The 14,536-nt window shown below is 39.8% G+C and carries 12 protein-coding genes; 5 read left to right on the top strand and 7 right to left on the bottom strand.

The genetic code is table 11. The annotated features are described in order from the left end of the window. The first annotated feature begins 189 nt into the window (after nucleotides 1–189). Nucleotides 190–897 carry a signal peptidase II gene (lspA, locus tag ACQKCG_RS12775; RefSeq protein WP_045448075.1) on the top strand — a complete coding sequence of 236 codons (708 nt, stop codon included), beginning with the start codon at nucleotides 190–192 and terminating at the stop codon, nucleotides 895–897. Nucleotides 898–1,142: 245 nt separating this feature from the next. Continuing rightward, nucleotides 1,143–1,505 carry a DUF3817 domain-containing protein gene (locus tag ACQKCG_RS12770; RefSeq protein ID WP_087813587.1) on the top strand — a complete coding sequence of 121 codons (363 nt, stop codon included), beginning with the start codon at nucleotides 1,143–1,145 and terminating at the stop codon, nucleotides 1,503–1,505. An 801-nt stretch (nucleotides 1,506–2,306) separates the two neighbouring features. Here the strand turns inward: ACQKCG_RS12770 and ACQKCG_RS12765 are convergent. Beyond that, nucleotides 2,307–2,894: a recombinase family protein gene (locus tag ACQKCG_RS12765; protein WP_101204374.1), complete on the bottom strand. Its 588-nt coding sequence runs from the start codon at nucleotides 2,892–2,894 to the stop codon at nucleotides 2,307–2,309. A 393-nt stretch (nucleotides 2,895–3,287) separates the two neighbouring features. Here ACQKCG_RS12765 and ACQKCG_RS12760 point away from each other — a divergent pair, with 393 nt between their 5' ends. The 3 genes from ACQKCG_RS12760 (at nucleotide 3,288) to ACQKCG_RS12750 (ending at nucleotide 6,599) form a co-directional block, all read left to right on the top strand. After that, complete coding sequence (locus ACQKCG_RS12760; protein WP_166739250.1) at nucleotides 3,288–3,440, top strand: hypothetical protein; 153 nt, start codon at nucleotides 3,288–3,290, stop codon at nucleotides 3,438–3,440. Nucleotides 3,441–3,981: 541 nt separating this feature from the next. Next, nucleotides 3,982–4,797, top strand: coding sequence for a formate/nitrite transporter family protein (locus tag ACQKCG_RS12755; RefSeq protein WP_101204375.1), 816 nt, complete (start codon nucleotides 3,982–3,984; stop codon nucleotides 4,795–4,797). 83 nt (nucleotides 4,798–4,880) lie between these two features. Beyond that, the gene (locus ACQKCG_RS12750; protein ID WP_101204376.1) at nucleotides 4,881–6,599 is read left to right on the top strand and encodes a bifunctional protein-serine/threonine kinase/phosphatase; all 1,719 of its coding nucleotides are present in this window, start codon (nucleotides 4,881–4,883) and stop codon (nucleotides 6,597–6,599) included. 22 nt (nucleotides 6,600–6,621) lie between these two features. Here the strand turns inward: ACQKCG_RS12750 and cynS are convergent, their stop codons facing one another. The 6 genes from cynS to parA form a co-directional block, all read right to left on the bottom strand. Further along, a complete protein-coding gene (cynS, locus tag ACQKCG_RS12745; protein ID WP_101204377.1) occupies nucleotides 6,622–7,062 on the bottom strand; it encodes a cyanase in 441 nt (146 codons plus the stop codon). Nucleotides 7,063–7,433: 371 nt separating this feature from the next. Then, nucleotides 7,434–10,535, bottom strand: a complete 3,102-nt coding sequence (locus ACQKCG_RS12740; RefSeq protein ID WP_101204378.1) for an HsdR family type I site-specific deoxyribonuclease — start codon at nucleotides 10,533–10,535, stop codon at nucleotides 7,434–7,436. Further along, the gene (locus ACQKCG_RS12735) at nucleotides 10,528–11,691 is read right to left on the bottom strand and encodes a restriction endonuclease subunit S (protein WP_101204379.1); all 1,164 of its coding nucleotides are present in this window, start codon (nucleotides 11,689–11,691) and stop codon (nucleotides 10,528–10,530) included. Before ACQKCG_RS12735 ends, ACQKCG_RS12740 begins: the two co-directional genes overlap by 8 nt. Further along, nucleotides 11,688–13,229 carry a type I restriction-modification system subunit M gene (locus ACQKCG_RS12730; RefSeq protein WP_101204380.1) on the bottom strand — a complete coding sequence of 514 codons (1,542 nt, stop codon included), beginning with the start codon at nucleotides 13,227–13,229 and terminating at the stop codon, nucleotides 11,688–11,690. The genes ACQKCG_RS12735 and ACQKCG_RS12730 overlap by 4 nt, the downstream gene beginning before the upstream one ends. A 323-nt stretch (nucleotides 13,230–13,552) precedes the next feature. After that, nucleotides 13,553–13,762, bottom strand: a complete 210-nt coding sequence (locus ACQKCG_RS12725; protein ID WP_025652656.1) for a plasmid partition protein ParG — start codon at nucleotides 13,760–13,762, stop codon at nucleotides 13,553–13,555. A 3-nt stretch (nucleotides 13,763–13,765) separates the two neighbouring features. Further along, entirely contained in the window at nucleotides 13,766–14,404 is a 639-nt protein-coding gene (parA, locus tag ACQKCG_RS12720; protein ID WP_101204381.1) for a ParA family partition ATPase, read from the bottom strand. Nucleotides 14,405–14,536: the final 132 nt, after the last annotated feature.

The raw sequence follows: 14,536 nt of genomic DNA, 5'->3' as shown, positions 1-14,536 counted from the left end.
ATGTTCATCGTTGAGCTTGGTGCGAGTCATAAGTGATGCCTTATTTCTTTGTTGTGGTAAACATTAGAGTAAGGCGTTGCTTATTTTTTTCAATGGTTCCTCAATTCTATACAGCCCCTAATAGTCGTATACTAAAAACATATACGTTTAACATTGTTCATTGTATAAACACAGATAAAGAAAACAACTATGACTGAATCTACCGACAGATTAGATAGTACTAAATTGAATAGCGTTGAATCGGCTAGTACTAATATTGCTGACAATAAAGTACCTATAGCTGTGAGTAGTACTCATCAATCAATTGACTCTAAAACCATGAATCATACGCCTAAAGCTATGTACGTAACCTCAGGCAACTCGATAACACCTAAAGGTAAGTTGAATAAAATGCCAAAAATGGTTGCCAATGGCAGTCGCGCTTTTATCTGGTATTTGTTGGCGATAATGGTATTAATACTTGATCAATGGACTAAGTGGTTGGCCCAAACCAAATTAGCGTTCAATGACCCCGTACCGGTCATTGAACCATTTCTCAACTGGACACTCGCTTATAACTATGGGGCAGCATTTAGCTTTTTAGCCGACGCTGGCGGTTGGCAGAAATGGTTTTTCTCAGGCTTAGCTTTTGTAATGGCTATCTTTTTAACGGTTTATTTAATCAAAGCGCCACGTGCAGCCAAGCTATTGTCCATGGGGTTAGCCTTAATGCTCGGTGGTGCGATTGGCAACTTAATCGATCGTTTAAGAATTGGTAAAGTGGTTGACTTTATCCATGTGCATTATGCTGATGTCTGGAATTATCCTATTTTCAATGTTGCAGATATAGGTGTCTGTGTCGGTGTCGCATTGATTATAATTGACATGATATTTTTAGAAAGTAAGCGTAATAAATAAGCACATTGATGCCGATTATCACAAACAAAATGAACTAGCGTCGTAGTCACTCTATACGGAAAAATACTTTTTATACTTGAGTATGTTTATAAAATGTGAACTGGAAGGTAATGTATGACTGGTATAGGTACTCACTCATTTTAGGTCTTAAAACCCAATACTTAAAAGCTCTGCGTAGAGCCATTATTATAGAGACATTGAATAATCCATAAATTCTTTATTGATAATAACAAAAGGAAAATATAGTGTCACAGGCTCAGCCAACTATTGAAAAAATTCACAGCCTTAGAAAAAAACAAGAGACCGCGTTAAAAAGTCTTACCCTTATAGGCTACCTAGAAGGCACCTCTTTCTTATTATTGCTCTTCATCGCCATGCCACTAAAATATATGCTGGATATTCCAGAAGGTGTGAAATACATCGGTATGGCACACGGTATTTTGTTTATTACCTATATCATAATACTTATAGGCTCAGCTATCAAAATGAAAATGCCTCTTTGGGCAATACCTGCGGGCGTACTCGGCTCACTCTTACCTTTTGGCCCATTTATATTCGATCATTTACTAAAAAATAACTTACAGAAAAGTGTAAGTAAAGAAGCCTAGAACAAGCTCTGCTACAAATGATACAAATGATACAAATGATACAAATGATACAAATGATACAAACGTATATTATTACTCAAGATTATTTTTCCTAACTAAATTACAAGCCGCCATCACTCATCATGGCGACAAATGAATAATATTGAGCAGAAATTAATCACAATAAAACTTTGATTCAGACCCAGTATGAATAGTCTTACACTCTAGTTACTTTTCCAACTTATCTTACATACTATCGACAAACCCGTCTTGTTTAAAAGCTAAACAGGTTTTGTCATCCGCGATGGATTTCCTGTTATCGTAGGGTATGCCTCAAAGGTACTACCTAATTAGGTTCACTTATCAACTAATAGACCACTTAAAATAGACTGATATGATGGAACTACTTTTGACAGACTACTTTAGGTGATTGTGTTTACTAAACCATATCTGAAGGCTTTCACCGAAAAGTAAGACGATAAGCGTGCTGAAAAAGAGTCTATACAGCCCGCTTTAGATTATGGCCATTCTCACTAAATATGATCATAAATACTCAAATACTCAAATACTCAAATACTCAAATACTCAAATACTCAAATACTCAAAATACTCAAAATACTCAAAATACTCAAAATACTCAAAATACTCAAAATACTCAAAATACTCAAAATACTCAAAATACTCAAAATATTGTCAAAAATAGCTTGAACTCTTGTCAACTGAATCGTTTTTACATGTCTTTACTTAAAACATTTTAAATACTTAATTTCAATACTTAGTGTTGAATAAAAAAGCTATACCTAAGCTGCTACTGATGACTAACTACTTTTTTAATACGCGATAAACGGTAGCTACCCCAACACCAACTGCCTTAGCTACTTCCTCTTTTGTCATATTGTTTTGACTGTTTAATTCTATAATACGATTATGTTTCGTTGTATTAGGCTTTTTACCAGTGGGCTTATAGCCACTGTTAGCCAATCCCTGCTTGATACGCTCTCTACGCTTGTCGTTATCAAGCTTTGCCATTGTGGCTAATAAGTCGATTAACATATCGTTGATCACCCTGAGAATATCCCCGGTCATACCTTCACTGACCGTATGCGTGGTTGGTAGATCAGCTACCACCAATCGTAAGCCCTTGTCTTTAATGCGCTGCTTTAAGATTGCAAAATCATCTTGAGATAGCCTGCTTAATCTATCCACACTTTCAACCAGTAGAATATCTCCTTCTTCAGCGTCATTGAGTAACAGAGTGAGTGCGGGTCTATCGAGCTTCGTACCACTGAAATGCTCAATATATTCAGCATAGCTATCATCGTAGCTTTTGCTAAAGCTAATCAAGTCAGATAAGGCTCTCTTAGCGTCTTGATCCTTAGTGCTTGCTCTCACATAAATACGAACGCTCATAACACTACCTCTATTATTTAGACTCAATAAATAATGTTCATTGATAATATCAAGATATTACTATCATTTAATAATAGAAACAAGTCTAATGATAGCTAGGTTATCGTTTGGGGGTTTTACTGTTAAGGTATAGGCTAATGATAGGAAAAAAGCACAGCAACCAGTCCTATAACTCTAAAGTCTGTTATAGATGGTTCCATATTAACAGTCTATTTTGAGTAGTCTGTTAATATGTTTGAAGGGTAAAATAACTGGTTTCCTTGGGGTATACCCTAAAAAACTTCCGCCAGTTGTCTGATTAAAATCTCCCAAGTTTAAGTGTACGGGATTGACAGCAGGGATCACAATATTCGGTATGGTGACTTCCGTGCTGCTCACAGGGGAAGGAGTGACGTGGTTGAAGATGCTGGCGATGATGTTGATATTGTCGGGGTTGTTGCTGGCAAATGTGGAGCTAAAGCTGGAAAGAAAGCGCCAGCCAATATAATGATGCCGGTGAGCCCCAGGTTTTTGCTAACAGTTTATATATGTCATTTGCTAACTTAAAAATCCTGATCGGATCAGCACTTAGCGGATGGTTTATCTCTGCGATGGGTAGTATTGATATCGTGATGCTGAGTTTTGCACTCGCTGTCATCGCTTTGATAAATATTGTTATAAAAGATAAAGTGTATTCTACTCAAATATCGTAGTAGTTAATGTTTTTTGGCCGTAGGGGTCAATACTTATGTAGTATCTGAGCTTGTTTAGTAACTACTATCGTGGTGCACCAATTAAGAGCTTATCGTATGAGGAGCACCGCTGAGGAGCACCGCTGAGGAGCGCCACTATAGCAATGCACCAACTAGGAGCTTCTTAAATAGAGAATACTGTTTGAGAGAATATAATAAGACAAGGTATAACAAAGTTATCCTTTAGAAGGTCCTAGGTCATAAAATGCCAAGACACCATAGTTAGAGAATTGTAAGACAAAATAGTTAGTTACGAAACCAGGTAATGACAATAACATTAGGATTGTCTCGTAACAATTGGCACACCTATTGCTTTAACTATATTGTTATTTATGAATCAACAATTGAGGTGTTAGATGGCTTACATTGATCCAAGCGAATTCACGACGAAAATGGTAGATTCTGGTGAGTCTAAGATGAGTATGTCAACCAGTGATACCTTAATCCGCGCCTTTATGGCAGGTGCAATATTAGCACTGGCGGCTTTCTTTGCGATTACAGTAACAGTGAATACAGGTAATCCGCTGGTAGGGGCATTATTGTTTCCGGTCGGGTTTATTATGCTATATCTGATGAAGTTTGATTTGCTGACAGGTGTATTTACACTTGTGCCTTTAGCATTACTAGATAAGCGTCCAGGCTGCGACATGAAGCAGTTATTACGCAATTGGGGGCTTGTGTTTTTAGGCAATTTAGGCGGAGCCATAACCGTGGCTTTTCTAGCCTCTTTTATCTTAACCTTTGGCTATGAGACAGACGGTGGCACTATAGCGGCCAAAGTAGGCACTATTGGAGAGGCTCGTACACTAGGTTATCAGTCTCACGGAACTTCGGGCTGGTTTACTATTTTTGTTCGCGGTATGTTATGTAATTGGATGGTTTCGATGGGCGTAGTAGGCGCTATGATTTCAACTTCAGCATCTGGTAAGATGTTTGCCATGTACATGCCAATCATGCTCTTCTTTTATATGGGTTTTGAGCACTCTATCGTCAATATGTTTCTATTCCCATTCTCAATGATTATGGGTGGTGATTTTACAATCGCAGATTATTTGATTTGGAATGAATTACCTACAGTACTAGGTAACCTAGTAGGTGGTCTGTTTTTTGTAGGTTTGCCACTGTACTTTACTCATGTACGAACTCGTCCAAGCCGCAAATTGGTTCAATGATAATAAATGAGTTGTGCTATTAATAGACCTCGCTTAGGCGAGGTCTATTATTGAGGGATCAATCTTAGCTTCTGGACATCACAATGACACAGAAAAAAATTTCGGTGAGTATTAGTCAGCATTCACAAGCAGGAATAGGAAAGCTGGTAAATCAAGACGCTCTTATCGCCTATGTGCCTGATGATAGTCTGTTGCAATCTAAGGGCGCTGTATTTGCCGTTGCTGATGGTATAAGTACTAGTCAATTTGGTGCAGAAGCCAGTCAAATAGCAGTGAGTAGTTTTTTAAATGATTATTTAGATACACCAGAGACTTGGTCTGTAAAGACATCGGGGTTTAAAGTATTACTGTCAATAAATTCATGGCTGGTTGCACAAAGTCGACAAGGCGGGCACAGCTTTAATCAAAATAAAGGCTATGTGTGTGCATTTGCTACCCTTATTATCAAATCGCGCACCATTCACATATTTCACTCAGGTGATGTCCGTGTCGTTATGCTACACAAGGGTATTATCAATATTCTCACTCAAGATCATCGTCAAGTTTATGATGATGAACGTACTTATCTAAGTGCAGCACTAGGCTTAGATGATCATATCCGTCTGGATTATCTAAACGTTGAAGCCCAGTTGGACGCAACCTACCTTTTACTAAGTGACGGTGTTCATGAATATCTAAACAACGATGATATCATTCAGACATTAGAAAAATTACCAAGTGCTACCTGTGCTCAAATCCTTTGTGAATTGGCTACTACAAAAGGCTCTGTAGATGATGCCAGTGCTTTAGTGATAAAAATTAATGATCTACCAGCAGAAGATAGAAGTGAGTTTTATAGGTATACCAAAGATCTTACGCCCATAATCTCGTTAGAAAAGGGAGCTGTAATTGATGGACTGCATGTTGTTAGACCACTCAGTAAAACGCCGCGTAGCCACACATACTTAGTCATAGATCAAAATGAAAGTTTATACGTCCTAAAAACGCCTTCTGCTGAAAAAAGTCAAGATGACACTCACATTGAAAGTATGCTTATGGAGGAGTGGGTGGCAAGGCGTCTAAATAATGCTCATTTGATGACAGCGCCTAAGCTAAAAACGCCACGTTCAAAACTATATACTCTAAGCCACTATGTTGAAGCTCAAAGCTTAGCTCAATGGATGGAGGAGCATCCAAAACCGAGCCTTAATCAAGTACGATCTATCATTCAGCAAATTGCAACTGGATTACAAGTCATGCACCGCGCCGAGGTGATTCATCGTGATCTAAGACCAGAAAATATCTTGATAGATGACAAAGGGACGGTCACAATTATTGATTTTGGCGAGGTTAGCATCGCAGGTTTAGATAAGGTTAATGCTAACAATACAATACCAGGTAGTTTACAGTATACGGCACCAGAGTATTTATTAGGTGATGTAGGTACGGCAGGAAGTGATGTCTTTTCGCTGGGTATTTTAACTTATCAGATTCTAAGTGGTCAATTGCCGTATGGCCTGAAGGTATCTAATGCCTATAGCAAAAAGGCGCAAAATCAACTCAAAATTAGACCATTGTTAGAACTGGGCATACGTATACCAGAGTGGTCCGTTTATGCTATAAATAAAGCATTAGATATTGATCCAAAACGTCGCTATAAAGAAGTTTCTGAATTTATTTATGAGCTTAATAGACCAAGCTCAGATTTTAAACCTGATCATAATACCGCATGGATCGATCGCGACCCAGTGAGATTCTGGCAAAGCGTAAGCACTGCCTTATTAGTAGTAGTGCTTAGCCTGATTTTAAATGACTATTGGTAGCTCAATCGTATATTAGATCGAATTACCACGTTTTATAAGGTAAAAATTTACCATTGAGTACAATAACAACTCTATCCCCATTAGGATTTTCTTCTTTATCAATATCAATAGAGAAGTCAATTGCACTCATAATACCGTCCCCAAACTTTTCTTGAACCACCTCTTTGATGCTAGTGCCATAGATACCAACTGCCTCATACAGTCTATAGACAAGTGGGTCTTGAGGAACATCACGTCCCCAACTTTTTGTTGGATATTCCATCAAAGTAGTCTTTGCTTGGTCTGTAAGCTCTAGCAACGAGCATAATTTACTAGCAGGTGCCTCAGGCATACTATTATTACCAAAACAAGCTGACGTCACCCAAACAACTCCCATTTCTAAATAAGCAGCAATATCTTCCCAGCTTAGAGCTTTCTCTTTTTTAGCCAAAATGATCGCTTCTGTTAATTCTTCGCGTGTCATACTCAATTACTCCGATAGTTTAAATTAAATGATGAAAATTAGGCTTTTGCGATGCAACTAATAAGTTGCAAGGATCGTGCCAGTTCAGGACAAATACCCAACGAGAAGCGACTAAATTCAGTCACTGCAAATGACTCTCACAACATCAAAGATTGCCATCAAATCATCGCTGATTGACAAGAAAAAAATCATACTACTAAGAAATAACGTCATTATTTTGCAAGACTTAGAAGCTAAAAGGTGGAGTTCTTAATCTGAATGTGTACGAGTGTAATGAACTACTAGGGGTACTGTGGCCCCTGCCGTCAAACCCATACAGTTTAACTTGGGTGTTTTCGTTACGCAGCATCTAGAGCACTCAGCCTAATCGATCACACTTTCCCACCAACACCTTTAAACTTCTCAACAAAAGCCGCCATTTTCTGAAAAACACTTTGTTTTTTAGTTAAGTATTGCGGATTAAGAGGGCTTAGCTTAGGTAAGACCTCATTTAGCTCCGTACCATTCTCACTGGCATACTCACGCTTTAAAGACGCCGTTATATAACGCTTAGCGGCCTCTTCATTAAGATTTTCAGCAGCAATCATATCTTGCGCTTCACGCTGCTGCTCTATTTGAGCAAAGTTGAAGAAGGCATCAATAATGCTGGATTTATCAGGGATGTTATCTAGGTTGGTTTTATTGATGAAATCTACCACCAGGCTTTCTTTAGCGCGATTACCAAGGCTTGCTCTAATTACACGACGTACTTCTTCAACTAAGGCGGACTTGTCCTTGGTATTCTTGTTATGCTCAAAAATCAGCTCAAGGATGTAATCAAGGTTAATCTCTTGAGACTTAAGAAGATCCACCTCAAAAACCACTTCATCCCAGTCAAGCGAAGACTCGCTTTGATCCTTGGCTGCTTTTTCACGGCGCAGCCAGTCACGTATGTCGTTGTACGTTGATCGATAGTCTTGTACTGTACGTTCAGCGGGTACATCGATGCTTTGCATGGCAGCAAGATCTTCATCAGTCAAATAGTGCTCAGCTTTGAATGTCTCAACTGCCTCATTATCAGTAATATCTATGCTTTGAAGCGCTTTTAGGCTCGCGAACTCATCATAGTTTTGTAAGATGTTCTCGACGCGTAAGTACTCGCCAAATAACTTAGCAAAGTCCTTTTTGTCCGCCTCTTTGACGATCTCATCAGGGTCAGGGAAGCGTTGCTGCAGCTCTTTAATCACCTCCAAATAGCCACGTCGTGCCTTGCCTGTCGCAATATCGGTAAAGCCTTCCAGATACTCCCTATAGCTTTTTTCTAACACCACGTTCTTAGTGTTTCTATCCCCAAATAAGGTGATGGCATCAATGGTCGCTTGCTCTAAGTCACGAAACGTCACGATGTTACCAAAGGTCTTAGTGGCATCATAAATGCGGTTAGTACGTGAGAACGCTTGCATCAGTCCGTGATAGCGAAGGTTTTTATCAACATAGAGCGTGTTTAAGGTCGGCGCATCAAAACCTGTCAGGAACATACCGACAACAATCAGTAAGTCCACATCCTGCTTAATGACGCGTCCTGCAAGATCACGGTAGTAGTTTTGAAAAGACTTACTATCTACGCCGTAATTGGTCTTAAACATCTCGTTGTAATCATGAATAGCACGGCTTAAAAACTCTTTGGCACTGCTATTCATGGCGGTAGGCTCAAAGCCTTCGTCAGCAATATCACCGATTGCATCTTGTTCTTCATTGGTAGCATAGGAAAAGATGGTGGCAATCTTTAAGGGCCTCTCACTGTCCTTTTGTAGCTGATTCAAGGTCTCATAGTAAGCCTTTGCTGCGTCCACACTACTGACGGCAAACATGGCATTAAAGCCTTTGCCGCTTCCTTTTAAGCGATGGGTTTTTTGCTTAAAGCTTTTTAAAACGTACTTTGAGATCTCTTCAATACGATCGGGGTGTAATAACAGCTGCTTGTTTTCAGCAGCTGTGAGTTTCTTCTCATCCTGTTCGCTCTCAATGGCTTGAAACTGCGGGCGTACATCATTGTAGTCCACCTTAAACTTCAAGACCTTCTCATCACGAATGGCATCAGTGATAACGTATGAATGCAGCTCATGGCCAAAGACACTGGCAGTCGTCTCTGCACCCAAGGCATTCTCTGGGAAGATAGGGGTGCCGGTAAAACCAAACTGGTAGTATTTTTTAAATTTCTTCTTTAAGTTCTTTTGTGCTTCACCAAACTGGCTACGGTGTGCCTCATCAAAGATAAACACCACTTGTTTATGATAAATGGGTAAGTCAGCCTCACCTTTGATCAGGTTATTTAGCTTTTGAATGGTGGTGACAACAATTTTATTATCGTCTTTTTCAAGGTTGCGCTTGAGTCCTGCGGTACTGTCGGAGCCATTAACGCTATCAGGGGAGAAGCGCTGGTACTCTTTCATGGTTTGATAATCAAGATCCTTACGATCCACCACAAAAAACACCTTATCAATAAAAGGTAGCGACGTTGCTAAGCGTGCAGCTTTAAAGCTGGTTAAGGTCTTACCTGAGCCTGTGGTATGCCAAATATAGCCGCCACTCTCAAGAGTGCTCCACTTCTTGGCTTGATAAGCACTGTTTATCTTCCATAGTATGCGCTCAGTAGCAGCAATCTGATACGGACGCATCACTAATGAGGTATTACTCACATCAAAGACGGTGTAATGCATCAGCACGTTTAATAGGGTGTTTTTTTGAAAGAATGTCGCGGTAAAGTCTTTTAAATCTTTGATTAAGGTGTTGTCTGATCTCGCCCAATTCATGGTGAAATCAAAGCTGTTTTTATTGCGCTTGGTGGTATTGGCAAAGTAACGGGTATCGGTGCCATTTGAGATCACAAACAGCTGTAGGTATTTATATAAGGAGTTATCGGAGTTAAAGCTCTCTTTGCTATAACGATGTACTTGGTTAAATGCTTCGCGAATGGCGATACCACGTTTTTTAAGCTCAATTTGCACAAGCGGCAAGCCATTGACCAAGATAGTCACATCGTAGCGATTGGCTTGTGTGCCTTTTTGAGCAAACTGTTTAATGACCTGTACTTTGTTACGTGGGATGTTTTTTTTGTCCAGCAGGGCAATGTTCTGCAGGTGTCCATCATCAAAGGTGAAGTCATAGATATGGTCATCATGAATCTTTCGAGCTTTGTCCGTGATGTTATCACTAGGATTATCAAGATACTCCATCACAAAGCGCTGCCACTCAGCATCTGTAAACTGTACCTCATTTAAGATCTGCAGCTGTACACGTACGTTAGCAAGCATCGTTTCAGGTGAATTTAAACCAGGGACAAACTCATATCCCTGGTTTTGTAAGTCTTTGAGTAGTTCACGCTCTAGATCATCTTCAGTCTGATACCCCCCATCAGGCTGATCGCACTTGGTATATTTATTTAAAACGATGAAATTATTCGATTCAGCAATCGTTTTTATTTGTTCAGTCATGAGCTACTACCTCAGGCTTAGGGAAGCTTAACAGCAGGTCACGGTAATACTCGTATTGCTGCTGACGTAGCTCTATTTCACGCGGAAGGCCTTCAGTGAGTGATGTCGTTAAGGCGTCAAATTTATCGAGAATAGAAACGATACGCTTTTTTTCTTCCAGGGAAGGGTTAGGTATCTTGATACTATTTAAATTCTTTTGATTCAATTTTGGCTGCGCTGCGCCTGAGATATATGGAGTTAAATCAATGCTATTTAAATAATATTCAACGTACTTCCTTTCTGCATATGTTTCAAACTTAAGTACGTGTGCATGATTATTGACCCAATTCTTGCCGCTAATACTGAAGGCTATCGGCGTATTTCTTGCTATTAAATTTGCCCCATCTTCAGATACTAGCAAGTAATCACCATCAAAAATATAATCTTTAACATAGTCTACAATGCCCGATGCCCCATAATACGGAATATCGCCTGGTTCTCTTAGGCTACTAGTTATAGGCTTGCGCTTCGAATCAAGGTTCTCTGCAATATCACCCAATGGCATCCACTCAACCTCTCCCTCTTCAAACGTCAGCAACTTATCACGATAGTACGCATACTGCTGCTGACGTGCTGTAAGTTCTGCTGTAAGTTCTGCTGTAAGTTCTGTAAATGTGTCTAAAATTCGGACGATTTCGGCTTGGACGTTGAGGGGAGGAATAGGAACTTTTATTTTACGTAAGTTATCGTTATAAAGACGCTTTATAGTTCCACCTTCAGCAACATTCCAGTTCACTATTTGATAAAAGTAGTACAGGTATTTATTTAAAATTTCACTCTCATTATTTTCTATCCAAACAATATTACTATCTTGGAAATATGAATCCTGTCCATCAAATATTACTGTTCGTCCAATTGTGCCGCTTGCAGAAATTAAAACCTCACCAGCTTGGGGGTAACTGTATTTAGTCTTGTACTCCTCAAATAGCTCTCTAGTAATATAAGCATCAGGCTCTTTTCCAAAAGTTCCTATCTTATAAAATGGAACATCTCCCTTACTGGAAGTTTGATGTTTTAAAACTCTTTTACACATACTTACCTTGCCAATATCACCCAAAGCTTCCCATTCAACCTCAACCCCATCAAGTAGCTTTTCCATATAACTTAAGTGACTCATGCCTCAATCTCCGCAACGATTTTATCGATATCAGCACGCAGCTTATCAATCTTAGCAACTGTCGTTTTAAGTTCGCTATTTAAAGTTTTAATATCAACAACCTCACGCGTATCTTCTGCTTCTACGTAAGCACTTACCGATAAGTTATAGTCATTTTTAGCAATAGCGCTGTTATCAACGCTTGCAGATAAATAATCCGTATCTTCTTTAGTATCAAACAACGTCATGATCTGCGCGATATGCGCATCAGTCAGTACGTTAGTATTCGTCTCTGACTTAAACAGCTTACTGGCATCAATAAACTGCGTCTTACCCTCTGTTTTGTGCTTGGATAGCACCAAGATATTAACGGAGATACTGGTTCCAAAGAATAAGTTGGGTGCTAAGGAGATTACCGTCTCTACATAGTTATTATCTACCAAATACTGACGGATCTTTTGTTCAGCACCGCCGCGATAGAATATCCCAGGGAAGCAAACAATAGCGGCGCGGCCCTTACTCGATAAGTAATTTAATGCATGAAGCACAAAGGCAAAGTCCGCCTTTGATTTAGGAGCCAATACCCCCGCTGGTGCAAAACGCTCATCATTAATTAAGGTCGGATCATCACTACCAATCCACTTCACTGAATACGGCGGGTTAGAGACAATCGCATCAAAGGGTCTATCCTCCCCAAAATGCGGATCTAGCAGTGTGTTACCCAGCTTGATATTAAACTTGTCGTAGTTCACGTTATGTAAAAACATATTCATACGCGCAAGGTTATAGGTGGTGTGGTTAATCTCTTGACCAAAAAATCCCTCTTCAATGATGTGATTATCAAAGTGCTTTTTAGCTTGCAGCAATAAAGAGCCAGAGCCTGCAGCTGGATCGTAGATTTTATTAACCGTTTCCTGCTTGTACATGGCAATTTGTGCAATCAGCTTAGAGACACTTTGAGGGGTGAAGAACTCACCGCCTGATTTACCCGCATTGGCCGCATAGTTTGAGATCAGATACTCATAAGCATCGCCAAATAGATCAATCTCACTGTCCTCAAACTGATGCAGCTTAAGGCCCGCTACCCCTTTTAGCACCGCAGCTAATCGAGTGTTCTTATCCGCGACCGTATTACCTAATCGGTTACTGGTGGTATCAAAATCAGCAAACAGACCCTTAATATCAGGCTCAGACGGGTAGCCATTGGCCGAGCTTTCAATCTCTTTAAAAATAGCGGCCAAATCCGTATTTAAGTTCTCATTTCTATGCGCATTGTCCGCCACGTTAGCAAACAACTGACTTGGGTATATGAAATAACCCTTGGTCTTAATCGCATCGTCTTTAATATCAGCAGTAATCACCTCATCCAAAAGAGCGGCATAATTAACGCTCTCATCCCCCGCTTCAATATAACTAGAGAAGTTCTCACTGATAAAGCGGTAGAACAAAGTCCCTAACACATACTGTTTAAAATCCCACCCATCGACTGAACCACGAACCTCGTTTGCAATTTGCCAAATTTGTCGATGCAGTTCCGCACGTTGTTGGGTACTTGTCATGATAAAAAATCCTATAGGAATAATGATGGGGCTAGAAGCCCCTTATGTTTTGTGTAACTTAAATCGTTATTGAGTACGCTTTGATTAAGGACAATATACCTTAGCACTGCTAACCGTTTTTGGTTCTATTATATGGTGCTGATATAGGAAACAGTGCTTGTTTTGCCATGGGCATTTTCTTTACAGCTTGCTTCTGCGTCTGGCTTAAGAAAACAAGCATCTGATGATACTAGTAAGGTGCACAGCGTTCGACGATATATGTAATTTTTTGAGTTTTTTATACATATCCTTTTTATAGGTATAGAAAAACGAATTTTTTATACCTATCGCTCAACCAATTTTTCCTCAATCATTTCAGTCAACAACTCAGTCACCGTTTTTCGGCTTTCAAGCGCGTACCGCTTGAGCGCAATGTGTTTATCTTCATCTAAATTAAAATTCACGCGTACCGTCTTTTTGGGACTGTCCGTCACATCCGATAAAGCCAATTGATCCTTAACGTTCTTACTAGGACGACCTGCTGATAAACTCATGGCTTACTCCTCACCAAAAAATATTTGAATCTCACTGACCAATGCGGTTATCTCTTGTATCGCATTGCTACTAGGCGATTCGGTATCAAATACTGTCTTACCAAGGGCAGCACTATTAGGATAAGCAACTCGCTGCATCACTCTGGTCTCTAATACCGGAATATTATAATCAAGCAGCGCGGTTGCAACCTCTTTACCAATATTGGTATTTTGAATGGCGCGTGAGACAACAAAGGCTGCCTTTAGTTGGCCATCCATCATCTCAATACGCTGCTGCACTAAATCAACCAAATCGCTGGTCGCCCAGATATCATAGGGGCTCGGCTGCACCGGAATCAATATAAAATCAGCCGCTTTTATAGCAGAAATAGCCAGACTAGTAGCTTGCGGCGATCCATCGATCACCACATAATCTTTTTCAGAGACGTTTTTTAAATCTTTATCAAGTGTTGGTCTGTCGAGCCCGATCACTGGTACCGGATTGTCTTCATCAACCGCTCTCCAGTCACGCGCACTGCCCTGCTGATCGCTATCTACTAGTAGAACACTATGGCCTTTTAACTGTAAGCCACGAGCCAGATGCGTTGCGATGGTAGTCTTGCCGCTGCCACCTTTTTGATTTAATACCGCGATTACCTTCATAAATACAGATCCCTGTAGCATGCATTGAGTATATAAGTATATAAGTATATAAGTATATAAGTATATAAGTATATAAGTATATAAGTATATAAGTATATAAGTATATAAGTATATAAGTATATAAGTATATAA

It is taken from the genome of Psychrobacter sp. NPDC078929, assembly GCF_050267985.1.
Taxonomy (GTDB): Bacteria; Pseudomonadota; Gammaproteobacteria; order Pseudomonadales; family Moraxellaceae; genus Psychrobacter.
Note: the sequence above shows the minus strand (reverse complement) of the source record. Positions and strands in the feature narration are given on the sequence as shown.